We start from the raw sequence: 26,545 nt of genomic DNA on the forward strand, positions 1-26,545 counted from the left end.
AGGGCACCCGCCCATGACCCCGTCCGCCGACGACCGCACCCCCGCCGAGCCCGGCCACCCCGCCGCCCGGCTCCTCGTGGTCGACGACGAACCCGCCCTCCGGGACGCCCTGGAGAGCAGCCTCGCCTTCGAGGGCTACGAGGTCTCCACCGCCACCGACGGCTACGAAGCCCTGGAAACCGTCGAACGCGAACGGCCCGACCTCGTCCTGCTGGACATCATGATGCCCCGGATGGACGGCCTCACCGCCGTCCGCCGGATGCGCTCGCGCGGCGACACCGTCCCGGTGCTGATGCTCACCGCCCGCGACGCCGTCGGCGACCGCGTCACCGGCCTCGACGTCGGCGCCGACGACTACCTCGCCAAGCCCTTCGAGCTCGACGAACTCCTCGCCCGCGTCCGGGCCCTGCTGCGCCGCAACGCCCTCGCCGCCGAGGCCGCCGCCCGCGCCGCCGCCGAGGACGAGAGCGAGGTGCTCTCCTTCGCCGACCTGCGGATGAACACCGCCACCCGCGAGGTCACCCGGGCCGGCAAGCCCATCGAACTCACCCGCACCGAGTTCATGCTGCTGGAGATGTTCCTCTCCCACCCCCGCCAGGTCCTCACCCGGGAGCAGATCCTCAAGGCGGTCTGGGGCTTCGACTTCGAGCCCTCCTCCAACTCCCTGGACGTGTACGTGATGTACCTGCGCCGCAAGACCGAGCAGGGCGGCATGCCCCGTCTGATCCAGACCGTGCGCGGCGTCGGCTACGCCCTGCGCGCGGCCGCCGGCGTCGGCGCGTGAACGAGCACGCCGAGCGGGCCGAGCAGGGCGTCCGGAGCGGCAACGTCCCGCCCCCGCCCCTGGCCCCGCCCCGCGCCCCCGGCCGCCGACGGCGCCTGGTCCACTGGCTCCGCTCCCGCTCGCTGCGCAGCCGCCTCACCTTCCTGAGCGCGGCGGCGGTGGCGGTGGCCATCGCACTGTCGGCGCTGGCGTGCTGGTTCATCGCCCGCGAGCGCATGTACGGGGTCATCCGCAGCGATCTCCAGAGCGTCAGCGTCCCCCTGCGCCTGCCCAATCCGCCCGACTGCGCCGCGAGCCCGCAGGCGGCCCTCAAGAACGTCCAGAGCAACCCCCGCCAGCCCCCGATCGGCGGCCCGGCTCCTCGCGACACCCAGTACGTCCTGGTCAGCCAGAGCGGCAGCACCCTGGTCTGCCTGCCTCCGAGCGCCACCAAGGCCATCTTCACCCAGAGCAGCGACAGCAAGGCGCTGCAACTGAGGCCGGGGCAGTCGATCATCCGGGACGGCCACTACACCAACGGCACGCCGGCCATGGTGCGCGTGACCGCCGTGGGCTCGGAGGTGCCCGGATACCCGGCGGCCCTGGTGATGGTGGCCGGTTCCACCCAGGTGGTCGAGGAATCCCTCCAGGGCCTCGCCATCCTCCTCGGATCCGTCTCCGTCGGCGGCATCCTCCTCGCCGCCATCGCCGGCCGCCTGGTCGCCCGCTCCGCCCTGAAGCCGGTCGACCAACTCACCGACGCCGTCGAGCACATCGCCCGGACCGAGGAGGTCGGGACCACCATCCCCGTCCACGGGCACGACGAGATCGCCCGGCTCTCCACCTCGTTCAACTCGATGAGCACCTCGCTCGCCAACTCCCGCGAGCGGCAGACCCGGCTGATCGCCGACGCGGGCCACGAGCTGCGGACGCCGCTCACCTCGCTGCGCACCAACGTCGACCTGCTGATCCGCAGCAACGACACCGGTCGCCCGCTCCCCCCGGCGACCAAGACCAAGCTGCTCGGCAACATGAAGGCGCAGATGCAGGAACTCACCGTCCTGATCGGCGACCTGCTGCAGCTCTCCCGGCCCGACTCCCCCAAGGCGGGCCCGAACCTCGCGGTCGTCGCCCTGCACGAGATCGCCGGGCGGGCCGTGGAGCGGGCGAAGCTGCGTGGCCCGGGTCTGGTCTTCGAGACGAGCACCGAGCCCTGGTACGTGCACGGCGACGCCGCCGGGCTGGAGCGGGCCGTGATCAACCTGCTGGACAACGCGGTCAAGTACAGCCCGCCCGGGGGGACGGTCGAAGTCCGTTTGCAGCAGGGCGTGTTGACCGTCCGGGACCACGGCCCGGGCATCCCGCCGGACGAGCTCCAGTACGTCTTCGACCGGTTCTGGCGTTCGCCGTCCTCGCGGCAGCTGCCGGGCTCGGGCCTCGGGCTGTCGATCGTCGCGCAGAGCGTCCGGGAGGCGGGCGGCGAGGTCACCCTCGGCCCGGCCGCGGACGGCGGTCCGGGCGCGCTGGCCACCGTCCGGCTGCCCGGCGGGCCCGCCCCCGAGTAGGCCCGCCCCGAGCCGGAGCGGCCCCGGACAGGGAAAGGGGCGGGTGGGGCGCCCCGACAGCGCCCCACCCGCCCCTCAGGGCCGGCTCACGGTCAGTCGATGTCGCTGCCCGGGCCGATGATCTTGATCCGGTCCTGCGCCGGGGCCTGCAGCGGCGCGCTCGCCGAGCTGTGGGCGCCCAGGTAGGCCGTGAAGAGGTCCAGGTCGGAGGCGCCGACGAGCTTGTCGGTGCCGGCCGCGAAGGCCGGGAAGCCGTCGCCGCCGCCGGCCAGGAACTCGTTGGCCGCGACGCGGTACTTGGCGGCCGGGTCGACCGGCGCGCCGTTCAGCCGGATCGAGTCCACCAGGACCCGGTCCGCGCCGGTCTTGCGCATGTCCAGGGTGTAGTGCAGGTTCGACGACACCTGGAGGACCTTCGGCGCGGCGTCGTTGGAGCCGCTCACCTGCTGCTGGAGCAGCTGGACCAGCTGGGCCCCGGTCAGCGTCTTGACCTGCATCATGTTGGTGAACGGCTGGACGGTGAACGCCTCGCCGTAGGTCACCACGCCGTCGCCCTCGCTGCCCGAGGCCTTGTGGACCAGGTCGGAACGGATGCCGCCCGGGTTCATGAAGGCGACCTGCGCACCGCCCTTGTCCGCCGGGGTCAGCCCCGCCAGCTGCGCGTCGGCGATCACGTCACCGAGCGGCTTCTCCAGGTCGCTGCTGCCGCGGCCGTTGATGTCCGAACCGATCCAGCCGATCGGACGGTTGGCGATCGGGGCGGCCAGCTTCTGGTAGTGGTCGACCAGCGCCGTCATGTCGGGCGCCTTCTCGACCGTGCGGCGCACCACGTGGTTCTCGGCCTTGACCGAGGGGCGCACGATCTCGCCGGTGGTCTTGTCCAGCTTCATGTCGATCTCGGTGAAGAGCCGGCCGAAGGAGGCGGCACTGGTCACCGAGCGCGGAACGCCGTTCGGGTCGGGGATGGTGCAGGCGTACGCGTTGTGGGTGTGGCCGGTGACGATGGCGCCGACCGCCGGGTCGATCTTCTTCGCGATGTCGACGATCGGGCCGGAGACGCCCTGGCCGGCCGCACCGCAGTCGTAGTTGTAGACGGAGCTGGCCGGGTAGCCGCCCTCGTGGATCAGCGCGACGATCGAGTTGACGCCCTTGGCCTTGAGCTCGGCGGCGTACTTGTTGATCGTGGTGACCTCGTTGGCGAACTTCAGGCCCTTGACGCCCTCGGCGGTCACGATGTTCGGCGTGCCCTCCAGGGTGACGCCGATGAAGCCGACCTTCACGCCCTGGGACTTGGTGATCCAGTACGGGGCCAGCAGCGGCTTGCCGGTCTTCTCGTCGGTGACGTTCGCCGACAGGTAGTTGAAGTTGGCGCCCTTGAAGGTGCGGCCGGGCTCGTAGCAGCCGTCGGTCGGGTGGCAGCCGCCCTCCTGCATGCGCAGCAGCTCCTGCGCGCCCTCGTCGAACTCGTGGTTGCCCACGGAGGTGACGTCCAGGCCGAGCTTGTCCATCGCCTCGATGGTCGGCTCGTCGTGGAAGAGCGCCGAGGTGAGGGGGCTGGCGCCGACGATGTCGCCGGCCGCGACGGTGATCGAGTCGTCGGCCGGTATCCGCGCCTTGCGCAGCTCGGTGGCCAGGTACTCGATGCCGCCGGCCGGGGTGGCGACCTCCTTGCCGGTGGCCGGGTCGATCTCCTTGATCGTGCCGGACGAGCCGGCCGGAGGCTCCAGGTTGCCGTGGAAGTCGTTGATCGCCAGCAGCTGGAGGTTGACGGTCTTGTGACGCTTGGAGTTGGCGTCGGCGGCCTGGGCGGCCGTCGGCACGACCACCGTGCCGAGCAGACCAGCGGCGGCGACGACGGCGAGCGCCGTCCGTCGGGATCTGACGGTGAGCATGAGAGGGGTCCCCTGCACCTCGGAGGAGCACCGGCTGTGGGACAGCATCGGCGTACGGGCATGTGTTGCGCGTGTGAAGCCTAGGGTCAACGCGCGTAGCTGTCAGGACGTCGAACGTAACGAGAGGATTACCTCCTGACGAACCGTCGCCGTCCGCGGGGTGCGGAGACTGCGCAGGGGCGGGCCTCAGACCCCCGGCTCGGCGGCCAAGTGCCGCTCCGCGCGCACCCGTTCGGCCACCGCGTCCTCGGTCATCGCGCGGTCGGTGTACACCAGTGGTCGCTCGGTCTCGGTGATGATGTGTTTGACCACCTGGACGTTCCCGTTGACGTCCCAGACCGCGATACCCGGCGAAAGTGTGGGAATGATCTCCACCGCCCACCGCGGCAGACCCAGCACCCGGCCGGTGGCCCGCGCCTCCTCGGCCTTCTGCATGTAGATCGTCCGGGTGGAGGCCATCTTCAGGATCGCCGACGCCTCCTTGGCCGCCGCACCGTCCACCACGTCCGACAGGTGGTGCACCACCGCGACGAAGGAGAGCCCGAGCCGGCGGCCGAACTTCAGCAGCCGCTGGAACAACTGCGCCACGAACGGGCTGTTGATGATGTGCCAGGCCTCCTCGACCAGGAAGATGCGCTTCTTCCGGTCCGGTCGGATCCAGGTGTGCTCCAGCCACACCCCGACGATCGCCATCAGGATCGGCATCGCGATCGAGTTGCGGTCGATGTGCGAGAGGTCGAAGACGATCAGCGGCGCGTCCAGGTCGATGCCCTCGGTGGTCGACCCGTCGAACATGCCGCGCAGGTCACCGTCGACCAGCCGGTCCAGCACCAGCGCCACGTCCAGGCCCCAGGACTGCACCTCCTCCACCGCCACGCCCAGCGACTCCACCGAGGACAGGTCGGGGTTGCGCAGGGTGTCGATGATGTCGTTCAGCACCGGCTGGCGGTCCGTCACCGAGGCCACCACGTGGGCGTGCGCCGCCTTCAGCGCGAAGCCGGCCCGCTCCTCCAGCCCTCGCCCCATCGCCACCTCGATGATGGTGCGCAGCAGCGACAGCTGGCCGGTCTGGGTGATCGCCGGGTCCAGCGGGTTGAGCTTCACCCCGCCGTCCCGGGCGGCCATCGGGTCCAGCCGGATCGACTTTATGCCCAGCGCGTCGGCGATCAGGTTCCACTCGCCGACGCCGTCCTCGCCCTGCGCGTCGAGCACCACGACCTGGCGGTCGCGGAACCTCAACTGCCGTAGCACGTACGTCTTCTCCAGCGCCGACTTGCCGTTGCCGGACTCGCCGAGCACCAGCCAGTGCGGAGCCGGCAGCTGCTGCCCGTACAGCTGGAAGGGGTCGTACACGTACCCCTTGCCGCTGTACACCTCACGGCCGATGATCACGCCCGAGTCGCCCAGCCCCGGCGCGGCGGTGGGCAGGTAGACCGCCTGCGCCTGGCCGGTGGAGGTGCGCACCGGCAGGCGGGTGGTCTCCACCTTGCCGAACATCAGGCTGGTGAACGCGTCGGTGAGGTTGCCGAGCGCCATGTGCGGCCTCCCTGAGTCGGCGGAACGGTCGGACGGGTGCGGAGGTCCGCGGCGGCGTCTGCGGCCGCGGAGGTCCGCGGCGGCGTCAGCGGCGGATGCCGGTGGCGAACGGAAGGGTGTTGACGAAGGCCCGGTGGTGCTCGCGGTCGCACCACTCCAGCTTGAGGTAGCTCTTGCCGGCCGAGGCCCGGATGGTCCGCTTGTCGCGGGCCAGCGCGTCGGGGTTGCGCGAGGAGACCGTGATGTAGCCGACCAGGTTCACCCCGGCCGCGCCGGAGGCCAGGTCGTCACCGCGCTGGTCCACCCGGCCGGTGTGGGCCAGGTCGCGCGGGTCGACCGTCCGGTTCATCTTGGCGGCGCGGCTGGCCTCCGCCTCGTCGTTGGTCTTCTCGGTCAGCATCCGCTCGATCGCGACGTCGGTGGGCTCCAGGTCCATCGTCACCGCGACCGTCCGGATCACGTCCGGGGTGTGCACCAGCAGCGGCGCCAGGAAGTTGACGCCCACCGGGGTGAGCGGCCACTCCTTGATCCAGGCGGTGGCGTGGCACCACGGCTCCCGGGTCGCCGACTCGCGGGTCTTCGCCTCCAGGTACTGCGGGTTGGTCGCGTCCAGCTCGGCCGGCCAGGCGTTGCGCCGGGACATCGCCTGGATGTGGTCGATCGGGTGGTCCGGGTCGTACATCGAGTGCAGCAGCGAGGAGAGCCGGGCCTGGCCCAGCGGCTGGCGCACCCGGATGTCCGCCTCGGCCAGCCGGGCGCAGATGTCGGTCAGCTCGCGCGCCATCACGGCGGCCAGCCCCTCGTCGTCCCGGGCCCGCCGGCCGGTGGCCGTGCGGCCCATCGCGTGCGCCTCCGCGGCCAGGTCACGGGTGTAGTGCATGCAGGCCACCAGGTACGCCCGGTGCTGCTCGGACGACGTCGACACCATCGACTGCAGCTGGTCGTAGGAGTCCTGCAGCCAGCGGGGCGAGGACGGATCGCCGCGGCGCTCCACGTCCTTGGCGTGCGCGTCCGGGTCGGCCGGCAGGGTCCGGGCCAGGATCTGCAGCCGGGTCACGAAGCCGTCCCCGTTGGCGACGTGCTTCAGCAGCGTGCCGAACCGGTCGACCAGCGCCTCCTGGTCCTCCGAGTCGCGCAGCCCGACGCCCGGGCCCTCGATCTCGATCGCGGCCGTCACCGTCCGCCGCTCCAGGTGCATCAGCACCCCGACCTCGTCCGGCCCGAACGGCGCGGTCAGCCAGCGCAGCCGCCCGACCCCGGGCGGCGGCCCGACCTCCACCTCCCGGCCGTCCATCCGGGTGCCGGCGTCCATCACGTCCGAGCGCCACACCGCCCGCCCGCTGCGGATCGTCCGGCGGTAGGTGCGGTTGATCTCCACCCACTTGTAGAACGTCCGCTTGCGGTACGGCACGTACACCGCCGCGATGGCGAGCGCCGGCAGGCCGACCAGACCGCCGATCCGCAGCGGCAGGATCGGCATCAACAGGCCCCAGAGCATGCCGAGGAACGCCCCGAAGATGATCAGCAGGATCTCGCCGGACTCCCGGTTCCGGCCGATCGGCGCGTTCGGGCGGGCCTTGCCGATCAGGTAGGTGCGGCGCTGGTGCACGTACGGCTGGGCGTACTGGGCACCGTACTGGCCGAGCGGTTCGCTGCTCACTTACCCGTCACCCTCCCTTCGCTGGATTGCTGTCGCGGATCGGAACCGGGGCGGCCTGCGGCGGCCCGGCCTGCGGCGGTGGGGCGGGCGTCCGGCCGGCGTGGGCGGCGATCCCCGGCGCGACCGAACCGCCGCCCGCGCCACCACCACCGCCACCCGCGCCCGCCGGCCCGCCGCGGTCGCCGTGGGTGGTGATGCCCTGCTTCATCAGGTTCGCGGTGCCGTTGATCATCGCCGAACCCGCCTGCACCGCATTGGCCCGGGCCTGACGCATGTTCAGGATCTCGTCGCCGAAGCCCGGCACGAAGCGGTAGATCGCGGCACTGGCGAAGATCGACAGGAACAGGATCGACAGCCCCGACAGCACCCGGGCGAAGTCGTCGCTCGCCCCGGCCCCGCTCGCCACCGCGCCCGCCAGGCCCAGGATGATCACGATGATCGGCTTCGCCAGGTCCACCGCCAGCATCACCCCGGCCCACCGGCGCACGTGCTTCCACAGCTGCTTGTCGACCAGCCCGGCGTACACCGCCGTCCCCAGCAGCGCGCCCACGTACAGCATCGCCGCCCGGATCAGCAGCTCGATCCAGAGCACCGCCGCCGCCAGCACCGCGACCAGCGACACCAGCACCAGGATCAGCGGACCGCCGCCGACGTTCCCCTTCTCCAAGGTGTCCGCGAACCCGCCCAGATACGACCCGGTGTCCGTCTTCGTGCCGACCGCGATCGCCTTGGTCAGCCCGTCCGTCACGCTCACCACGGTGTAGAGGATCAACGGCGTGAACGCGGACGCCACCACCGTCAGCCACAGGAAGCCGATCGCCTCCGAGAACGCCGTCGTCAGCGGCGCCCCCCGCACGGCCCGCTTCGTCACCGCCAGCAGCCACAGCACCAGCGTGATCACCGTCGACACCGCGAACACCACGGCGTACTGCTGCAGGAACGACGCGTTGGTGAAGTCCACCTGCGTCGTCCCGTCGATCGCCCCCGACAGGTTCCGCACCACCCACGCCGCCGCCTGCGCACAGCTCTTCGCCAACGCCCCGAGCGGATCGGTCACATTGCTGACGGTGTTGCTGCCGGGGAGCGAGCCGCCACCGGGCTTGTCGACACAGAGGATGCCGTTTCCAGAGATCGGCAGGTCGGGGCAGTTGGCGTTGGGAGTCCCGCTCGGGGCCGGAGTGGGCGCCGGATCGGCGAACACCCGCTGGGCGGCGAGCATCACCGTCACCTGCAGAGTGGCCAGCACGCCGGCCACCGTGCCCGCACGGCGTGCGGTCCTTCGGCGCGAGGTCTGGTCAACGGGCATAGCGGAACCCCCCGAACTGCTGCACGGCGCCGGTGATCTCCTCGGCGGTTGCGGCCTGCTGGTCTCCGGGCATCGGCGCGGGGCCCTGCCTGCTGGTGAAGTCGGTGAGCTTCCAGTCGCCGCCCGTCCAGTGCAGCGAGAGCGTGAGGGTGAACCAGTTCGTGGTCACCGGCTGGACGGAGCGCTCGCCGGCGAGGCCGGTGAGGCCGGTGCACCACACCTCGACCTTGGCGTCGCTGTCGGTGTAGCCGGTCGACTTGGTGCCGACCGGGACGGTGCGGCTGACGAAGGTGAGGCCCTTGGGGGCGCGGCCCTGGGCGTCGAGGCCGTAGCGGGCGACGGTGTCGCCGCCGAAGCCCTGGTCCAGTCGGCTCTGCAGGGTCGGCGCCGCGCCGGGGTCGGCGATGGTGGCGACGATGGTGTGGCGGCTGTCCGCGCGGAACATGTCCGCCGAGCCGATCGCCACCGCGTAGTTGGCCGCGGCGGACTGGGCGCCCTGGTCGCTGTGCGGGAAGCCGGAGGCGATGCCGTTGACGGTGGTGCCGACGGGCTGGTCGCCGCTGGGGGCGGGGCCGGCGCCGGAGGGTGCGCTGGGGGCGGCGTGGTCGGCGGAGCGGCCGCCGTCGCTGCCGGTGCCGGGCTTGCCGCGGTTGGCGATGGCGATGGCCACGACGAGCAGGGTGACGACGACGAGGACGGTCAGCAGGGTGCGCAGCGGTCGTGACTGACGGAGGCTCGGCTGCGGGGAGGGCTGTTCGCCGACCGGTAGCCGCGTACGGGTGTGCGGCTGGTCGTCGGACAACGGCACGGCGGCCCTCCTGGTGCGGGGAGCCGGGGGCGGCTCCGGGGGCCCTCCACCCGGGGGCGGGCGCGGACGGAGGGTGGGAACGGGGGTGGAGTCCTGGCAGGCCGGCCGCTGGAGGGGGTCCGGACGGGGACCCGACCTCGGACGGGCGGACTACTGCTGTCCGATCGTCAGATCGCCATGCCGTAGACAATGGTGAACAGAGTGCCGAGTGATCCGATGATGAACACGCCGGTCAGTCCGGCCACGATCAGCCCCTTGCCCTGTTCGGCTCCGAAGCTGTCGCGCATCGCGGTCGCACCGATCCGCTGCTTGGCGGCGCCCCAGACGGCCAGGCCGAGGCAGACGAGGATGGCGACGGCCATGATGACCTCGACCATCACCCGGGCCTCCGACCCGAGGCTCGCGAACGGGCCCCAGTCCGGGGCGATCCCGCCGATGATGGTGTCGATATTCGGCTTCTTCGGTGGGTCATCGGCCAGGTGGCCGACCGCATAGGTGTGCACGCTGCTCAGGTTCATTTCCATCTCACCGCCCGATCAGGCAAATTCAAGGGCCCGGACCCCGCCCGCGCGAAGGGTCGGTGCCTATTCTTGGCCAGATCTGATGTCGACTTGGCTACTTCTCGCGGATTGGTCGTGAGGCATCGGACACGTACGCGAGGATGTCCACCGTACGAAGGATAGCGCTCACTCCTTGTATCTCTGATGATTGCGGTGAGCAACGCCTTCCGGGACACTTCGACTGACGAATCGTCGGGATGGTGCTGATGGTACTCCGGAAGGCCGGTGCGGCCGCCGTCGCTGCGGGAGTTGTTTCGTTCGGGCTCATCGGGCTGGTGACGATGGGGACTTATGCGGCGAGTGGGACGGCACAGCAGGCGGCGAATCGTTCCGCCCTCTCCCCCGGAACGGTCCCCGCGGCCTACCAGGACGCGATCCAGAAGTGGGGCGCGCTCTGCCCGGAGATCTCCCCGCCGATGCTCGCGGCGCAGCTGTACCAGGAAAGCGGATTCGACCCCAAGGCCCGCTCCGGTGTCGGGGCGCAGGGAATGGCGCAGTTCATGCCGGGCACCTGGGTGACGTACGGAACGGACGCGAACGGTGACGGCCGGAAGGACGTCTGGGACCCGTACGACGCGATCGCCTCGGCGGCGGTCTACGACTGCGCGCTCGCCAAGGACGTCTCGAACGTCCCGGGCGACCCGCAGGCCAACATGCTGGCCGCCTACAACGCCGGTCCGTACGCGGTGACGAGCAACCGGGGCATCCCGCCGTACAAGGAGACCCAGGGCTACGTCCGGAGCATCCAGGCGATGGCGCGCAGCTTCACGGCGCCGACCGCGCCGTTGGAGGTGTCCGCGCAGTCGGCGGCGGCGATCTACTTCGCGCAGACCAAGCTCGGCACCCCCTACCTGTGGGGCGGCGAGGGCCTGCCCTCGCAGAACGGCCGGTTCGACTGCTCGGGCCTGACCCAGGCGGCGTACGCCAGCGTGGGCATCACGCTGCCCCGGGTGGCCAACGACCAGTGGTACGCGGGCCCGCACCCGACGCGCGATCAGTTGCGGCCCGGGGACTTGGTGTTCTTCGCGACGGACCTGAGCGACCCGCGGAGCATCCACCACGTGGGGATCTACGTCGGCGGCGGCTACATGATCAACGCGCCGCACACCGGCGCGGTGATCCGCTACGACAAGATCGACACCAAGGAGTACATCGGCGCGACCCGGGTCACCTCGGACGGCGCCCAGGCGCTGCCGAGCCGGAACAGCGACGGATCGGTCAACGCCCCGAGCCGGCCCGGTTCGACGGCGCCGGCGAGCCCCGTCTCGAACCAGAGCGGAACCCAGGGCGGCACGCAGGGCGGCAGCCAGGCGGTCTCCGCCCGGCCCGCGGTGGCGGCCCCGCCCGCGCCGACCGGGCCGGCCCCCGCCGGGGCGGGCCGGTAGGCCGCGGTGCGGCCGGGCCGCCCGGGACCTGTGTGCGCACTGTGGACGCTGAGTCAAGTTTCGATAACCGCGCGTTTCCGTGGAACGCTGTATCCCGGAAATGACGTTTCTTCCGGTGGCCCCTCGTCAGCAGTCCGCGCCGGGCGGGCCCCGGCGGGAACCCACAGGTGCAGCGGACCAGAAGGAGGTGCGGCGTGTCGACGCCGCTTGCCGACACGACCAACCCCGACCTCGGCCTGCTCTACGCCGTCAACGGTCTGGCCAAACGCTCCCCGCAGTGGCTGGACCACCTGGTCTCGTGGATCGGCGAGTACGGCATCCTGATCGGCCTGGGCATGCTCGGTCTGGTGGCCTGGCTGCAGGCCAGACGCCGCCCGGACGCGCCGGTGGCGGTCGCCGGGCTGCTCTGGGTGCCGCTCTCGGTCGCGATCGCCGAGCTGGCCAACCTGCCGATCGCCGCGATCGTGAACCGTCCGCGCCCGTTCGTCGACCACCCCGGGCTGCTGGTGCTGGTGGACGGCAAGGCCGGCACGCACTCCTTCGTCAGTGACCACTCGACGATGACGATGGGCGTCGCGGTGGCGCTGTTCCTGGTGAACCGGAGGCTCGGCTGGATCGCCGGCGGCCTGGCCCTGTTGCAGGGCTTCTGCCGGATGTTCATGGGCGTCCACTACCCGACCGACGTGATCGGCGGCTTCGCACTGGCCGTCGCCGTGGTGCTGCTGCTGGCGCCGATCGCGATGGCGGTGCTGGTCCCGTTCTGCCACGCGCTGAGCCGGACGGCCGTCGCGCCGCTGATCCGGGCTCCGGAGCGCGCCGACGCGGCCCGCGGCGGGGCCGCTCCGCGCGGCCGTCGGCGCGGGCGCGGGCCGGTGCGGGCCGAGGAGCAGCCGCCGGAGTCCGACCTCGCGGCCTGACCCACCGCACCGGTGGCACGGCCGGGAAACCGTCCGGCCAGGAAACGGTCACGCCCGGAGGCGGCCCGGGTCGGGTCCGGCCCGGCCGCCAGCCCCGGTCAGTCGCCCCGGTCAGTCAGTCCGACGCCGTGCCGTTCTCGGCCAGGTGGCCGGCCCCCTCTCGGCGGGCGAGGTCGCGGGAGCGTCGGGCCGGGGAGTACCAGCCGCAGCTGCACGTCGCGTAGGCGAAGGAGCCGCGCTCGCTGATCGCGACGCGGTGCTCGGGCATCCGGGTGCCGGGCGCGGCCGACAGCTCACTGTGCACGTAGTTCACCGTAACGCGCCGGACGCCCGGTGCGCGACGCCCTCCGGCCGGCGGGCACCCGTAACCCTTTCCGGCCCAACTCGTTTGCCCGGAAAGAGCTCTGCCCACCCGGTGGTGTCCCGGCAGGGCAGTCGGGCCCGAGGGGGTTGTCGCGAGGATGAAGATGACCGACCAGCAGCGCACCGGGCGGCCAGCGCGCCGTCCGGGTCCGCACCTGCGCTCGGCGGCCGGGGCCGCCCTGCTCGCCGTCGCGCTCGCCGCGGGCGCGGCCGGCTGCACGGGATCCGGCGGCGGTTCCTCGGACCAGCAGTCGAACGCCCCCGACCAGCTCGCCGCGGACCCGCTGACCGCGGTGCGCAACGCCGCCGACATCACCGGCCGCACCGGCTCCGCGCACACCGCCACCGAGCTGGTCACCGAGTCCGCCGAGAAGAAGGCCTCGTTCAGCGGCACGGGCGGCTACGACTACGTGAAGCGGATCGGGCGGCTGGAGGTGCAGGTCCCGCCGGGCGCCGCGACCACCGGGAAGATCGTCGAGGTGGTCCTGCCTGGCACCGTGTACCTGCAGAACAGCGGCGCCAAGGTGCCCGAGGGCAAGTGGGTGAAGCTGGACGTGCGCCAGCTGCCGGACGGCAACCTGGTCAGCAGCGGCGCGACCGACCCGGCCTCGGCGGCGGGGGCGCTGCGCGGGGCGCAGAAGGCGGACGCGGTGGGCACCGAGACGGTCGACGGCGTCGCACTGCACCACTACCGCGGCACCCTGGACCTGGCCAAGGCCGCCGACGCGACCGGTGGCCGGGGCGGGGACGGCCTGCGGATGGGCGCGCAGACCTTCACCGTCAAGGAGGTCCCGTACGACGCCTGGCTGGACGACCAGGGCCGGCTGCACAAGGTGGTCGAGGTGTTCACCTTCGCCGGGGTGGCGGGGTCGAAGGAGGCCAAGGACCAGGTGAAGGTGACGTCGACGACCGCGCTGGCGGACTTCGGCAAGCCGGTCGAGGCGGCCGAGCCGTCGGCCTCGGACATCTACCAGATGAAGCCCACGGAGAGCCCCAAGTAGGTCGTCCGGGCAGCGCTCCGGCGCCGGGGCGAGACGGGGTGCCGTCGGAGCGGGTGGCCGTCCGGGGAGCGGCGGTCACCCGTTTCGGCGGCGCCGAGATGGTCCGTCCGTGCCATGTGGACGGGCCCCGGAGTGCCTAGGCTGGACGTCGGGTGGCTGCCGCCCGGGCTGGCGAGGCACTGAAGGGGTGGTGCAGGTGGTGTCGTCCACGGGCGGCCGCAGCGGCGGCCACGACGACGCGGCCCTCGACGAGATCGAGCTGGCCGGCGAGCTGATGATCGCCGCGACGGCCAGCTCCGGCGAGCGGCTGCCGACCGAACGGATCGACGAGGTGCTGCTCGACCGGGCCGATCCCCGGTCCGCCGACCGGGACGCCGACGGCTAGCGGGGCGGCCCGGACCACCCGCAGGGCCGTGGGGCTGTGGGGCCCGTGGGGCCGTGGGCTCAGCTGCGCAGCAGGCGGCTGATCGCGGCGGTGGCCTCCGCCACCTTGGCGTCCAGTTCGGCCCCGCCCTCCTCGGCGGCGGCGGCGACGCAGTGCCGCAGGTGCTCCTCCAGCAGGGAGAGCGCGAAGGACTGCAGCGCCTTGGTGCTGGCCGAGACCTGGGTGAGCACGTCAATGCAGTAGACGTCCTCGTCGACCATCCGCTGGAGGCCGCGGATCTGGCCCTCGATCCGGCGCAGCCGCTTGAGGTGCGCGTCCTTCTGGGCGCTGTAGCCGTGCGGGCCGTGCCCGCCCTGGTGTCCGGTGGCGGCCGCGGGTGCGGCGTGGCCGGCGTGCGGGTCGGCCCCGTGCGCGTGATCCGGCTCGGTGCGCGCTTGCGTCGTGGTCATCGGCCCCGCCTTCGTCTGAGTGCCTGGTGGCTGCGTCGGCCACCAGTGTCCAACACCGGGGCCTCCGGTGGTGTTCCGGCGGCCGATGCGGCATGTGCCGCCGAGCTCGGGCGGGGCCGTCCGGCGGGTTCACCCGTCTGAGCGGCGACCCGGCCCTCCGTGCGCACGACGGGGACAATCCGGGCGAGGTTCCGTCAGACTGGGGGCCCGCGTCCGTACGTGGCGGTGCGGCCGGGCCGGCCGATGCAGCAGCCGAACGGAAGGGGAGGCTCCGGCTCCGTGCTCGGCACCCCGTTTGCGTGATTGCGCTCGGTTGCACCTAGCATCGTTCAGTCCCTACCCCGCACATCGGAGATTTCCGTGCGTTTTAGCCTGACCCCGAAGGAGACGAGCTTCTACGACATGTTCGCCGCCGCGGCGGAGAACCTCGTCGTCGGATCGAAGCTCCTGCTGGAGCTTCTGGGATCGGACGTGTCGGCCCGCACGGAGATCGTCGAGCGCATGCGCGCCGCCGAGCACGCCGGGGACGACACCACCCATGCCGTCTTCCACCAGCTGAACTCGTCCTTCATCACGCCCTTCGACCGCGAGGACATCTACAGCCTCGCCTCGTCGCTGGACGACATCATGGACTTCATGGAGGAGGCCGTCGACCTGGTCGTCCTCTACGACATCCAGACCCTGCCGAAGGGGATCGAGCAGCAGATCGAGGTGCTGGCCCGGGCCGCCGAGCTCACCGCGGCGGCGATGCCGAACCTGCGGAGCATGTCGAACCTCACCGAGTACTGGATCGAGGTCAACCGGCTGGAGAACCAGGCCGACCAGATCCACCGCAAGCTGCTCGCCCACCTGTTCTCCGGTCAGTACGACGCCATCGAGGTGCTCAAGCTCAAGCAGATCGTGGACGTTCTTGAGGAGGCGGCGGACGCGTTCGAGCACGTCGCCAACACGGTGGAGACCATCGCCGTCAAGGAGTCCTGACCCTCGTGGACATGGCAGCACTCATCGCCGTCATCGGCGTTGCGTTCTTCTTCACCTACACCAACGGCTTCCACGACTCGGCGAACGCGATCGCCACGTCGGTCTCCACCAGGGCGCTCACCCCGCGGGCCGCGCTCGCGATGGCCGCGGTGATGAACCTGGCCGGCGCCTTCCTCGGCAGCGGCGTGGCGCACACCGTCTCGCAGGGGATCATCGACACCCCCTCGGGCAACCAGGGCATGACGATCCTGTTCGCCGCCCTGATCGGCGCGATCGCCTGGAACCTGGTCACCTGGTACTTCGGACTGCCCTCCTCCTCCTCGCACGCCCTGTTCGGCGGCCTGGTGGGCGCCGCGCTGGCCGGCGGCACCGGGGTGATCTGGAGCGGAGTGATCGACAAGATCATCATCCCGATGGTCGTCTCGCCGGTGGTCGGCCTGATCGGCGGCTACCTGGTGATGCTGGCGATCCTGTGGATCTTCCGCCGGGCCAACCCGCACCGGGCCAAGCGCAACTTCCGGGTCGCCCAGACCGCCTCCGCCGCCGCGATGGCACTGGCGCACGGCCTCCAGGACGCCCAGAAGACCATGGGCATCGTGGTGATGGCCCTGGTCATCTCGGGTCAGCAGGCCACCTACGACATCCCGGTCTGGGTGAAGATCTCCTGCGCGACGATGCTCTCGCTGGGCACCTACGCGGGCGGCTGGCGGATCATGCGGACGCTCGGCCGCAAGATCATCGAGCTGGACCCGCCGCAGGGCTTCGCGGCCGAGACCACCGCCTCGATCGTCATGTACATCACCTCGTTCGTCTACAAGGCGCCGATCTCCACCACCCACGTGATCACCTCGGCGATCATGGGCGTGGGGGCCACCAAGCGGATCCGCGCGGTGCGCTGGGGCGTCGCGAAGAACATCGTGCTCGGCTGGTTCATCACGATGCCGGCGGCCGCCATCGTCGCAGCGCTGGTGTACTGGTTCGTCCACCTGTTCTGGGGCTGATCCCGGAGGGACCCGTCGGGCGCCGGTCCCGGAGGACCCGCCGGACGCCGGTCCCCCGGAGGCCCCCGGACGACACCGGGAACATGACAGGGCCCGCCCCCACATCTCGGGGGCGGGCCCTTCTTCATGTCCCGCGGCGGCACCGCCATGCAGCACCACGGGACAGCTCGCGTTCCGCCGTTGGCCGCGCTCGCGCGCGTGGCGGGGTCCGGTCTAGCCGAAGCGGCCGGAGATGTAGTCCTCGGTCGCCTGGACCGACGGGTTGGAGAAGATCCGCTGGGTGTCGTCCAGCTCGATCAGCTTGCCCGGCTGGCCGACGCCCGCCAGGTTGAAGAAGGCGGTGCGGTCGCTGACGCGGGCCGCCTGCTGCATGTTGTGGGTCACGATCACGATGGTGAACTGCGACTTCAGCTCGCCGATCAGGTCCTCGATGGCGAGGGTGGAGATCGGGTCGAGCGCGGAGCAGGGCTCGTCCATCAGCAGGACCTGCGGCTCGACCGCGATGGCGCGGGCGATGCACAGGCGCTGCTGCTGACCGCCGGAGAGGCCGGCACCGGGCTTGTTCAGCCGGGTGTGGACCTCCTTCCAGAGGTTGGCGCCCTTGAGCGAGTGCTCCACGACCTCGTCCAGGACGGCCTTCTTCTTCACGCCCGCGAGCCGGAGGCCGGCGACCACGTTGTCGTAGATCGACATGGTCGGGAACGGGTTCGGGCGCTGGAAGACCATGCCGATCGAGCGGCGCACGGCGACCGGGTCGACGTTGGCGGCGTACAGGTTCTCGTCGTCCAGGAGGACCTTGCCCTCGACGCGGGCGCCGGGGATCACCTCGTGCATCCGGTTCAGGGTGCGCAGGAAGGTGGACTTGCCGCAGCCGGAGGGGCCGATGAAGGCGGTCACCGAGCGGGGTTCGATGCTCATCGAGATGTCCTCGATGGCCTTGGTGGTGCCGTAGTAGGCCGACAGTCCGCTGACGTCGATGCGCTTGGCCATGATCGTTGCTTCTCTCGTCTGTCTCGTACGTCAGTCTGGTCAGTGGCCGGTCTTGGGCGAGCGCCAGCGGGCGATACCCCGGGCGATGAGGTTGAGCCCCATCACGAAGGCGATCAGCACCAGCGCCGCACCCCAGGCTCGGGCGTAGCCGTACTGGTTGTTCACCTGGGAGTACTGAGTCCAGATGTACATCGGCAGGGACTGCTGCGGACCGTCGAACGGGTTGTTGTTGATGTAGTCGGCGCCGAACACCAGCATCATCACCGGGGCGGTCTCGCCCGTGATGCGGGCGACCGCGAGCATCACACCGGTGGTGATGCCGCCGATCGCGGTGGGGAGGACGATCCGCAGGATGGTCTTCCACTTCGGCACGCCGAGCGCGTACGAGGCCTCGCGCAGCTCGTTCGGGACGAGCTTGAGCATCTCCTCGGTGGACCGGACCACGACCGGCATCATCAGGATGGCCAGCGCGAGGCTGCCCGAGAAGCCGGAGTAGCTGAAGCCCAGGGCGAGGTTCCAGAGCGAGAGGATGAACAGACCGGCGACGATCGACGGGATGCCCGTCATGACGTCGACGAAGAAGGTGACCGCCTTGGCGAGCTTGCCGCGGCCGTACTCGACCAGGTAGACGGCGGTCAGCAGCCCGATCGGGGCGGCGATGGCGGTCGCCAGGGCGACCTGCTGCAGGGTGCCGATCAGCGCGTGGTAGATGCCACCGCCGGGACCGGACTGGAGCACGCCCTTCATCGAGTGGCTCAGGAAGTTCCCGTTGACCACCTCGATGCCCTGCTGGACGGTGTACACGGTCAGGGCGACCAGCGGGACGACCGCCAGGATGAAGGCGACCCAGACCACCGAGGTGGCGAGCCGGTCCTTGGCCTGTCGGCGGCCCTCGACCCAGGCCGAGGCCCCGTAGCTGATCAGGAGGAACAGCAGGCCCGAGATCAGGCCCCACTGCAGGTGGCTGGCGAGGCCGGCGGCAGCGCCGATCCCGCAGCCGAGGGCGATCGAACCGACCGCGACGGCAGCCGGGGCCCACTTGGGCAGCCGGTTGGCGGTCAGCGGACGGCCGGCGGGCCGGGCGTCCTCGACGACGGCGGTGGCGGTCATGCGTTGGCCCCCGAGTACTCCTTGCGGCGGGCGATGATCAGTCGCGCGGCACCGTTCACCAGGAGGGTGATGACGAACAGGACGAGGCCGGAGGCCATGAGTGCGTTGCGGCCGTTCTCGCCGGCCTCGGCGAACTTCAGCGCGATGTTCTGCGCGAAGGTTCCGCCGCCCGCGTCGAGGATGTGCAGCGACAGGACGTTGCTGGAGGAGAGCACCACCGCGACCGCGATGGTCTCGCCGAGCGCGCGGCCGAGGCCGAGCATCGAGGCCGAGATGATGCCGGGGCGGCCGAACGGCAGCACCGCGGTGCGGATCATCTCCCAGCGGGTCGCGCCGAGCGCGAGCGCCGCCTCCTCGTGCATCCGCGGGACCTGGCGGAACACCTCGCGGGAGACCGCGGTGATGATCGGCAGGACCATGATCGCCAGCAGGATGCCCACGGTGAACAGGTTGCGCGGGGTGCCGGACTTGGTCTGGTCGAAGATGTACGTCCAGCCCAGGTACTCGTTGAGCCAGCTGGTCAGGCCGTCCATGTGCGGGACGAGGAAGAGCGCGCCCCACAGGCCGTAGACGATGCTGGGGACGGCGGCGAGCAGGTCGACCAGGTAGGCGAACGGCTGGGCGATCCGGCGCGGCGCGTAGTGCGAGATGAACAGCGCGATCCCGATGGCCACCGGGACGGCGATCGCCATCGCGATGACGGCGCTCACGATGGTGCCGACGACCAGCACCGCGATGCCGAAGACCGGCTTCGGTGCGTCCGGCGCCCACTCGAAGGTGGTGAAGAAGTTGCCCTCGTTCTTGCTGAGGGCCAGGCCCGAGCGCCAGGTCAGGAAGCCGGCGATCGCGGCCATGATGACCAGCAGCAGGATGCCCGATCCCCGGGCGAGGTTCATGAAGATCTTGTCGCCGAACCGGCTGTCGCGCGGTCGGCGTTCCCTGCCTCGCGGGGCGGCAGGGGAGGATGAAGTCATTGGTCTACTCCGGTCTGGTGATGCCGCCCCGGAAGGGGGACGGCACCATGGCGGCGGTGCCCCGGACGTGGTGCTGGGTTTGGTGCGTTCCGGTGGGGCGGCCCCGGCCCCCCTCGCTCACGGGGCCGCTCCACCGGTGGTCCTGTCGGATCAGGCCAGGGTCGGGATGACGGCGTTGACCTTGTCGGTCAGCTCCTTCGGCAGCGGGACGTAGCCCTTCTCGCCGGCCGCCTTCTGGCCCGCATCGCTGATGGTGTAGGTCAGGAAGGACTTCAGGGTGTCGACCGTCTCGGCCTTGTTGCCCTTGTCGCAGACGATCTCGTAGGTGACCAGGACCAGCGGGTACGAGCCCTCGTCCTTGGTCGCGTAGTCCAGCTTCAGCGCCAGGTCGCTGCCGGTGCCGGCGATCTGGGCCTTGGCGAAGGTGTTGGCGGCGTTGGCGGCGGTGGCCTCGACCGGCTTGGAGGCGCCGGTGTTGATGGCGGCGCTCTTCAGGCTGTTGGTCTGGGCGTAGGCCAGCTCGACGTAGCTGATCGAGTTCTTGACCTGCTTCACCTGGGCCGCGACACCGGCGCTGCCGTTGGCCGACTGGCCGCCCTTGGCCGCCCAGGTCTTGCTGGACGGGTAGGACCAGGCGCCGTTGCCGGCGGCGGCGAAGTACTTGGTCAGGTTGTCGGTGGTGCCGGAGTCGTCCGAACGGTGGAACGACTGGATCTCGGCGTCCGGCAGCTTGGCGCCCGGGTTCAGGGCGACGATCGCCGGGTCGTTCCACTTGGTGATCTGCGAGTCGAAGATCTTGGCGGCGGTCGGGCCGTCCAGGACCAGGTTGTCGACGCCCTCGACGTTGAAGACCAGCGAGATCAGACCGCCGGCCATCGGCAGGTCGATGCCCTGGCCGCCGGTGCAGACCGCCTTGGAGGCGTCGACCTCGGCCGGCTTCAGGGCCGAGTCGGAACCGGCGAACTGGACCTTGCCCTGGGTGAACTGCTGGATGCCCGCGCCGGAGCCCACGCCCTGGTAGTTGATCGTGGTGCCGGAGCAGGCGCCGCTGAAGTTGGTCTTCCAGACGTCGATCGCGGTGCCCTGCGCGGTCGAACCGGCGGCGATCAGCGAGCCCGGCTTGCCACAGTTGATCGAGGCAGCGGGAGCGGCGGAGCCGCTGGAGCCGCCCGAGGCGGTCGTGTTGTTGTTGTCCGAGCCGCAGGCGGCGAGCGACAGCGAGCTGACGAGCGCCACGGCACCGATGGCGAGGGCCTTGGAGCGGCCGTTCCGCTGGAGCTTCACAGGGGTGTCCCTTTCTGAGGCATTGCCCGCTGCGCGTGCCGTACGCGTACGGCTCAGCACGGGTTTCTGCTGTGGTCCGGGGCCCGTTCGGCCCTCCGGTGGTCCCGAAGTTAGGCCGGGTAAGTGACACGACAGCCGGTCGCAAGTGAACGGGGAGTGAACCTCGAAGGGATGGCAGGAAACTACGTCAGGTAGTAACGGTTGCGTCACGGCAAGGGCGCGGGAAGATCACTTCCACGGTTCCTTCACCGGGGCGCGCCGGCCGAGCGCACCGGCTTCGCCCCCAGGATCACCAGCAGCGCATCGATCAGCAACCGGTCGTGCTCGTACGTGAGCCGGGCGCGCGCCTTCCCGGCCGGCAACCACTCCAACCGGTCCACCTCGCGGTTGGGCCGGAAGGCGCCGCTCGACGGCACCGCGGCCCAGTAGCGGACCTCCTTCGGGCGGCCCTGCACCTGGTAGTGCTGGGCGGGCAGCTCCGGGCCGAGCAGGCACCGGAAGCCGGTCTCCTCCCACACCTCGCGCAGCGCCGCCTCGACCACGCCCTCGCCGGGGTCGAGCTTGCCCTTCGGCAGGCTCCAGTCGTCGTACTTGGGCCGGTGGATCACCGCGATCCGCGGCCGCCCCAGCCGGCCGCTCTTCTTCGGCCGGCCCGGCAGCCACAGCACCGCGCCCGCCGCCATGACCACCGTCGCGCGCACCGCCCCGGTCGCGCTCCCCGCCGCGGCCCGCCCGGCTCCCGGGCGCCCGCCCAACTCAGACCGTCCTCGGTGCGGCGGAGTGGCCCCAGCCCTCGGCCGGGAACTCCGGCCAGCCGTCCGGGCCGGGCATCAGCTCGGGCCACCGGCGGCCGAAGGCGTACCGCGCCGACTCCACCTCCAGCCGCTGGTCGGCGTGCACCACGCCCAGCACGTACGCGGTCGCGGGGGTGATCCGCGGGGTGCGCGCCGCGGTGGAGGCGGTGACCGCGGCGTCCGCGGCCTCCTGCTGCCGGGCCAGCACCGCGTCCAGCTCGTCCAGGTCGGAGGACGGGCGGCCGCAGACCTCCAGCGCGTACCTGCCGCGCTTCACCAGGATCCGCAGCCGGGCCCACGGCGCGTCGTCGGCCGCCAGCGCCGAGTCCGCGTCCACCGCGCCCCGGGCGGCCGGGACGGCGCCCAGCCGGCGCATCCCGTCCCCGCCGTACGGCGTCGCGGCCCGCTGCAGCGGCAGCTGCTGGGCGGTCGCGGACAGCGCGGCGAAGGCCGCGGCCGCGTGCGGCAGCAGCACCGCCGACGCCCGGCCGTCCGCCGAATCCAGCAGCGGCGCCTCGCCGACCAGCAGCGTCATCCGGTCCGCCAGGGCGTGCAGCCGGGCCGAGCGGAGCTCCTGGAGGACCGTGGAGTGCGCCCGGGTCCGGGCCAGGGTCAGCTGCCGGTCCAGCAGCGCCCGCGCCTTGGGGGCGCCCGCGTGGCCGGCCAGCATGCCCGTCCCCTCCGGGTCGCTGCCGCTCAGCGAGTCCAGCGCGCCCAGCAGCCGGGCCGAACGGCGGACGTACCCGGGTTCGAGCGCCAGCAGGTTGAGCAGCCAGCGCAGCTCGGTGCGCGACTCCTGCGCCCAGGTCTGCTCGAAGACCGAGCCGAAGGTGTGCAGCAGCCCGCCTATCCGCCGGACGGCCCGCAGCAGGTCGGCGGTACCCGCCGCCGGGACGACCGAGGCGGTCCCGGGTCTGGCGCCGACCTCGCCCACCGCCAGCGGCAGGGCGCGCAGGAAGGCGCCGGCCTGGGCGGTGAGGTGGCGGGAAAGGATGTCCCCGGCGGTCGCGGTGGAGGCCGCCTGGGCCGTCATCGGCGCATCGGTCATGGCGTGGTAGATCCCCGTTCCTCCGGGGTCGTTCCCCGGAGCTGGTGGCCGACCGCCGGACCGGCTGCCCTCGGGAGTCTCCAGGGCCCGCCGTTCCGGCAGCTTCGCATCAGTGGACGCGTCAGCGCGTGGTGGCGGCCCGGCGGCGCTGGCGCGAATCGATCAGGAGGTCCTGGATGTGCCGCAGCTGTCGGCCCTCGGCGTCCTGCGAGTGCCGGGTCCAGGTGCCGTCCGGCCCCAGGTGCCAGGACTCGGTCTCGTCCGACACCCCGAGGTCGATCAGCCCGGACAGCTCGGCGCGGTGCGCCGGATCGGTGATCCGCAGCAGCGCCTCGATCCGGCGGTCCAGGTTGCGGTGCATCATGTCGGCGCTGCCGATCCAGACCTCCGGATCGCCGTTGTTGCCGAACACGAAGATCCGGGAGTGCTCCAGGAAGCGCCCCAGGATGCTGCGGACCCGGACGTTCTCGCTCAGTCCCGGCACGCCCGGGCGGATCGCGCAGATGCCGCGCACCCAGACGTCCACCGGCACCCCGGCCTGCGAGGCCCGGTAGAGCGCGTCGATCACGGCCTCGTCGACGATCGAGTTGACCTTGAGCTTCACGTACGCCGGGCGGCCCGCCTTGTGGTGGGCGATCTCGTTGTGGATCCGCGCGACCAGCCCGTCGCGCAGGCCGCGCGGGGCGGTCAGCAGACGGCGGTAGGACTCGCGGCGCGAGTATCCGGAGAGCCGGTTGAAGAGGTCCGACAGGTCGGCGCCGACCTGCGGGTCCGAGGTCAGCAGGCCGAGGTCCTCGTAGAGCCGGGCCGTCTTCGGGTGGTAGTTGCCGGTGCCCACGTGCGAGTAGCGGCGCAGGGTGTCGCCCTCCTGGCGGACCACCAGCGACAGCTTGCAGTGCGTCTTCAACCCGACCAGGCCGTAGACCACGTGGCAGCCGGATTCCTCCAGCTTGCGGGCCCACTTGATGTTGGCCTGCTCGTCGAAGCGCGCCTTGATCTCGACCAGGACCAGCACCTGCTTGCCGGACTCGGCCGCGTCGATGAGCGCGTCCACGATGGGCGAGTCGCCGGAGGTCCGGTACAGCGTCTGCTTGATCGCCAGGACGTCGGGATCGGCGGCGGCCTGCTCCAGGAAGGCCTGCACCGAGGTGGAGAAGCTGTCGTACGGGTGGTGCAGCAGGACGTCCCGCTCGCGCATCGCGGCGAAGATGTCCGGCTGGGAGGCCGACTCGACGTCGGTCAGGCCGCGGGCCGTGCCCGCCACGAACTTCGGGTACTTCAGCTCCGGCCGGTCCAGCTCGGCGATCCCGAACAGCCCGGTGAGGTCCAGCGGCCCGGGCAGCGGGAAGACCTCCGCCTCGGTGATGTTCAGCTCCCGCACCAGCAGGTCCAGGATGTAGGGGTCGATCGACTCCTCGACCTCCAGCCGCACCGGCGGGCCGAAGCGCCGCCGCATCAGCTCCTTCTCCAGGGCCTTGAGGATGTTCTCGGTGTCGTCCTCCTCCACCTCCAGGTCCTCGTTGCGGGTGACGCGGAAGGCGTGGTGGGCCAGCACCTCCATCCCGGGGAAGAGCTCCTCCAGGTGCGCACCCATCACGTCCTCCAGCGGGACGTACCGCTGGGGCGAGGCCTCCAGGAAGCGCGCCAGCGACTGCGGCACCTTCACCCGGGCGAAGTGCTTGTGCCCGGAGACCGGGTTGCGCACCACGACGGCCAGGTTGAGCGAGAGTCCCGATATGTACGGGAAGGGGTGCGCCGGGTCGACGGCCAGGGGGGTCAGGACGGGGAAGATCTTCTGCCGGAAGAGCGTGTGCAGCCGCGCCTGCTCCTTCTCGGCCAACTCCGACCAGCGGACCACCTCGATGCCCTCGGTGGCGAGGTCCGGCAGGACCTCCTGCTGGAAGGCCGCGGCGTGCCGGGCCATGAGCTCGCGGGAGCGGGTCCAGATCAGGTCGAGCACCTCACGCGGCTGGAGGCCGGACGCGCTGCGCTGGGCGACGCCGGTGGCGATGCGGCGCTTGAGGCCGGCCACCCGGACCATGAAGAACTCGTCCAGGTTGCTGGCGAAGATCGCCAGGAACTTGGCCCGTTCCAGCAGCGGGATCCCCGGGTCCTCGGCGAGTTCGAGGACGCGCTCGTTGAACGCGAGCCAGCTCCGCTCGCGGTCGAGGAAGCGGCCCTGCGGCAACGCTTCGAACTCCTGCTCGTCCGTGGCCGGCAGCTCGGGCGGGATGCCCAGCGCACTGGACATCCGGGCCGTCGGCGACAGCGCGGCAGAGACGGGGCGGGGGATGCTCATGGGCTCCAGCTCCTCCAGCAGCAGGACGGCGTCCGGACGCGAATGGCTCTGCGGGCCGTCGCCCTCGCCCCGGGGCGATCCCGGGAACAGCGCCCATCCGCCGGGCGCGGTCCGTACAGGACCGGCCGCCGTGGGGCGGTCGACTCTGCACGAGCGAGACACTACGGACTTCATCCTGTGATCTTCGCGGCAGCAATTGAATCCACGGTAAACACCGCATGGCCAGGAGGAAAGCTGAGTCGGTCGGGGCAAGGGCCGTTGCCGTTCCGGCCACTCCGCCCGCGACCGCTCCGGGCCGACTTCACCACCTCCGGGAGGCGGCCGGACCGTGGGGTGAGGGGGTCAGGCCGACCGGTTCTGCTCCTGGTACCGGGCTCGGTACATGAGGTCCACCTCGTGAACGGTGAATCCCAGTCGTTCATATACCCGCACGGCGGCCGGATTGTCGGCGTCGACGTAGAGGAGAACGGTTTCCAGTCCTCGCTCGTCCGGGCCGGAGCCGGTCAGGTGACGCAGACCCGCCGCGGTCAGCGCGCGGCCGAGGCCGCTGCCCTGCTCCGCCGGGTCCACCCCGACCACGTACACCTCGCCGCGCTCCGGCTCGGTGACGGTGGCCGGGTGCACCTTGGTCCAGTGGAAGCCGACCACCTTGCCGTCGCGGGTGGCGAGGAAGAAGCCGGCCGGGTCGAACCAGGGCTCGGCGATCCGCTCCGCCAGGTCCTGCTCGGTCCAGGCGCCCTGCTCCGGGTGGTGGGAGAAGGCCAGCGCGTTCAGCCGCAGCCACTCGGCGTCGTCCTCCCCCGGACGGAAGGTGCGGAGCTCGACGCCCGCGGGGAACGCCACCTCCTCGGCCTGCCGACCGGTGCGGCGCATCTGCCGCAGCTCGCGGACCAGCTCGGCGCCGTACGACCCGGCCAGGTGCCGGGCCGCCGGGTGCCCGCCGTGCACCCAGAAGTCCACCGCGTCGTGCCCCGCCCGGTGGGCCTGGGCCAGTACGGCGTCCACCAGCGGGCGGGCCAGGCCGCGGCCGCGGGCGGCCGGGTCGACGACCAGCTCGGCGGCGGGGGCGGCGGACTGGTCGGCGGCGGGGCCCTGCGGGATCTCCAGCTGGCCGTAACCGAGGACGACCCCGGGTTCGGCTTCGGTCCCGGCTTCGGTCCCGGCTTCGGTCCCGGCTTCGGTCTCCACGAAGTGGGTGACCCCCGGGCGCGCGCTCTCCGCGGCACGCAGCCGGAGCCGGCCCTGCTCCGAGACGGCGGCCCGACCGTCCACCGCCTGGGCCTCGGCCAGGACACGCAGGGCGCCGTCGCGCTGCCCGGGGTGGAGCACGTTGTTCGCAGTGACTGCCGTCTGATCGTCCATGCACTGACGATACGTCACCGGAAATGCAAAGAACCCCTGATCCGAGTGGATCAGGGGTTCTTTGGAATGATTGTTCGGCGGCGTCCTACTCTCCCACAGGGTCCCCCCTGCA

The 26,545-nt window shown here is 71.4% G+C and carries 24 protein-coding genes; 8 read left to right on the top strand and 16 right to left on the bottom strand.

Translation table 11 applies throughout. From position 1 onward, the window contains the following. Positions 1-13 precede the first annotated feature (13 nt). Positions 14-784, top strand: a complete 771-nt coding sequence (locus ABT048_RS35340; protein WP_350525696.1) for a response regulator transcription factor — start codon at positions 14-16, stop codon at positions 782-784. Next, entirely contained in the window at positions 781-2,328 is a 1,548-nt protein-coding gene (locus ABT048_RS35345) for a sensor histidine kinase (protein ID WP_350525697.1), read from the top strand. The genes ABT048_RS35340 and ABT048_RS35345 overlap by 4 nt, the downstream gene beginning before the upstream one ends. Before the next feature lie 92 nt (positions 2,329-2,420). On the opposite strand, the gene ABT048_RS35350 is transcribed toward ABT048_RS35345, so the two are convergent. The 6 genes from ABT048_RS35350 to ABT048_RS35375 form a co-directional block, all read right to left on the bottom strand. Then, on the bottom strand, positions 2,421-4,220 hold the full coding sequence (locus ABT048_RS35350) for a bifunctional metallophosphatase/5'-nucleotidase (protein WP_350525698.1): 1,800 nt from the start codon (positions 4,218-4,220) through the stop codon (positions 2,421-2,423). 186 nt (positions 4,221-4,406) lie between these two features. Continuing rightward, positions 4,407-5,756 (bottom strand): ATP-binding protein, encoded by a 1,350-nt coding sequence (locus tag ABT048_RS35355; protein ID WP_350525699.1) that lies wholly within the window; start codon positions 5,754-5,756, stop codon positions 4,407-4,409. Between the two features lie 85 nt (positions 5,757-5,841). After that, positions 5,842-7,416: an SCO6880 family protein gene (locus ABT048_RS35360; protein ID WP_350525700.1), complete on the bottom strand. Its 1,575-nt coding sequence runs from the start codon at positions 7,414-7,416 to the stop codon at positions 5,842-5,844. Between the two features lie 7 nt (positions 7,417-7,423). Beyond that, complete coding sequence (locus ABT048_RS35365) at positions 7,424-8,722, bottom strand: hypothetical protein (protein ID WP_502894111.1); 1,299 nt, start codon at positions 8,720-8,722, stop codon at positions 7,424-7,426. Next, a complete protein-coding gene (locus ABT048_RS35370; RefSeq protein WP_350525701.1) occupies positions 8,712-9,530 on the bottom strand; it encodes a DUF8175 domain-containg protein in 819 nt (272 codons plus the stop codon). The genes ABT048_RS35365 and ABT048_RS35370 overlap by 11 nt, the downstream gene beginning before the upstream one ends. Positions 9,531-9,697: 167 nt before the next feature. Then, complete coding sequence (locus ABT048_RS35375) at positions 9,698-10,048, bottom strand: DUF8827 family protein (protein WP_350525702.1); 351 nt, start codon at positions 10,046-10,048, stop codon at positions 9,698-9,700. A gap of 248 nt (positions 10,049-10,296) precedes the next feature. Between ABT048_RS35375 and ABT048_RS35380 the strand changes: the two genes are divergently transcribed. Together ABT048_RS35380 and ABT048_RS35385 are read left to right on the top strand one after the other, a co-directional pair. Beyond that, entirely contained in the window at positions 10,297-11,475 is a 1,179-nt protein-coding gene (locus ABT048_RS35380; protein WP_350525703.1) for a C40 family peptidase, read from the top strand. Positions 11,476-11,669: 194 nt separating this feature from the next. Beyond that, positions 11,670-12,392, top strand: a complete 723-nt coding sequence (locus tag ABT048_RS35385) for a phosphatase PAP2 family protein (RefSeq protein ID WP_350525704.1) — start codon at positions 11,670-11,672, stop codon at positions 12,390-12,392. A 115-nt stretch (positions 12,393-12,507) separates the two neighbouring features. Here the strand turns inward: ABT048_RS35385 and ABT048_RS35390 are convergent, their stop codons facing one another. After that, positions 12,508-12,696: a hypothetical protein gene (locus ABT048_RS35390; RefSeq protein ID WP_350525705.1), complete on the bottom strand. Its 189-nt coding sequence runs from the start codon at positions 12,694-12,696 to the stop codon at positions 12,508-12,510. Between the two features lie 163 nt (positions 12,697-12,859). On the opposite strand from ABT048_RS35390, the gene ABT048_RS35395 reads away from it, so the two are divergent. Both ABT048_RS35395 and ABT048_RS35400 read left to right on the top strand, forming a co-directional pair. Further along, positions 12,860-13,756: an SCO4651 family lipoprotein gene (locus ABT048_RS35395; RefSeq protein WP_350525706.1), complete on the top strand. Its 897-nt coding sequence runs from the start codon at positions 12,860-12,862 to the stop codon at positions 13,754-13,756. A 196-nt stretch (positions 13,757-13,952) separates the two neighbouring features. Beyond that, on the top strand, positions 13,953-14,141 hold the full coding sequence (locus ABT048_RS35400; protein ID WP_350525707.1) for a hypothetical protein: 189 nt from the start codon (positions 13,953-13,955) through the stop codon (positions 14,139-14,141). Between the two features lie 59 nt (positions 14,142-14,200). On the opposite strand, the gene ABT048_RS35405 is transcribed toward ABT048_RS35400, so the two are convergent. Beyond that, positions 14,201-14,590 carry a metal-sensitive transcriptional regulator gene (locus ABT048_RS35405; protein ID WP_350525708.1) on the bottom strand — a complete coding sequence of 130 codons (390 nt, stop codon included), beginning with the start codon at positions 14,588-14,590 and terminating at the stop codon, positions 14,201-14,203. Between the two features lie 360 nt (positions 14,591-14,950). On the opposite strand from ABT048_RS35405, the gene ABT048_RS35410 reads away from it, so the two are divergent. Both ABT048_RS35410 and ABT048_RS35415 read left to right on the top strand, forming a co-directional pair. After that, a complete protein-coding gene (locus ABT048_RS35410) occupies positions 14,951-15,571 on the top strand; it encodes a DUF47 domain-containing protein (protein ID WP_350525709.1) in 621 nt (206 codons plus the stop codon). A 5-nt stretch (positions 15,572-15,576) separates the two neighbouring features. Further along, positions 15,577-16,572 carry an inorganic phosphate transporter gene (locus ABT048_RS35415; RefSeq protein WP_350525710.1) on the top strand — a complete coding sequence of 332 codons (996 nt, stop codon included), beginning with the start codon at positions 15,577-15,579 and terminating at the stop codon, positions 16,570-16,572. Between the two features lie 213 nt (positions 16,573-16,785). On the opposite strand, the gene pstB is transcribed toward ABT048_RS35415, so the two are convergent. The 8 genes from pstB to mshD all read right to left on the bottom strand — a co-directional run bounded on the left by pstB (position 16,786) and on the right by mshD (position 26,433). Then, positions 16,786-17,562: a phosphate ABC transporter ATP-binding protein PstB gene (pstB, locus tag ABT048_RS35420; protein WP_350525711.1), complete on the bottom strand. Its 777-nt coding sequence runs from the start codon at positions 17,560-17,562 to the stop codon at positions 16,786-16,788. 39 nt (positions 17,563-17,601) lie between these two features. Further along, positions 17,602-18,672, bottom strand: a complete 1,071-nt coding sequence (pstA, locus tag ABT048_RS35425; protein WP_350525712.1) for a phosphate ABC transporter permease PstA — start codon at positions 18,670-18,672, stop codon at positions 17,602-17,604. After that, on the bottom strand, positions 18,669-19,646 hold the full coding sequence (pstC, locus tag ABT048_RS35430) for a phosphate ABC transporter permease subunit PstC (protein ID WP_350525713.1): 978 nt from the start codon (positions 19,644-19,646) through the stop codon (positions 18,669-18,671). The genes pstA and pstC overlap by 4 nt, the downstream gene beginning before the upstream one ends. Positions 19,647-19,796: 150 nt before the next feature. After that, complete coding sequence (gene pstS, locus ABT048_RS35435; RefSeq protein WP_350525714.1) at positions 19,797-20,930, bottom strand: phosphate ABC transporter substrate-binding protein PstS; 1,134 nt, start codon at positions 20,928-20,930, stop codon at positions 19,797-19,799. Positions 20,931-21,175: 245 nt separating this feature from the next. Beyond that, positions 21,176-21,613 (bottom strand): NUDIX hydrolase, encoded by a 438-nt coding sequence (locus ABT048_RS35440; protein ID WP_396549435.1) that lies wholly within the window; start codon positions 21,611-21,613, stop codon positions 21,176-21,178. A 73-nt stretch (positions 21,614-21,686) separates the two neighbouring features. Then, on the bottom strand, positions 21,687-22,772 hold the full coding sequence (locus tag ABT048_RS35445; protein WP_350525716.1) for a CHAD domain-containing protein: 1,086 nt from the start codon (positions 22,770-22,772) through the stop codon (positions 21,687-21,689). 121 nt (positions 22,773-22,893) lie between these two features. Continuing rightward, positions 22,894-25,071: an RNA degradosome polyphosphate kinase gene (locus ABT048_RS35450; protein WP_350525717.1), complete on the bottom strand. Its 2,178-nt coding sequence runs from the start codon at positions 25,069-25,071 to the stop codon at positions 22,894-22,896. A 342-nt stretch (positions 25,072-25,413) separates the two neighbouring features. Beyond that, complete coding sequence (mshD, locus tag ABT048_RS35455) at positions 25,414-26,433, bottom strand: mycothiol synthase (RefSeq protein ID WP_350525718.1); 1,020 nt, start codon at positions 26,431-26,433, stop codon at positions 25,414-25,416. Positions 26,434-26,545 lie beyond the last annotated feature (112 nt).

The organism is Kitasatospora sp. NPDC096140 (assembly GCF_040303045.1).
In the GTDB taxonomy this organism is placed as follows: Bacteria; Actinomycetota; Actinomycetes; order Streptomycetales; family Streptomycetaceae; genus Kitasatospora.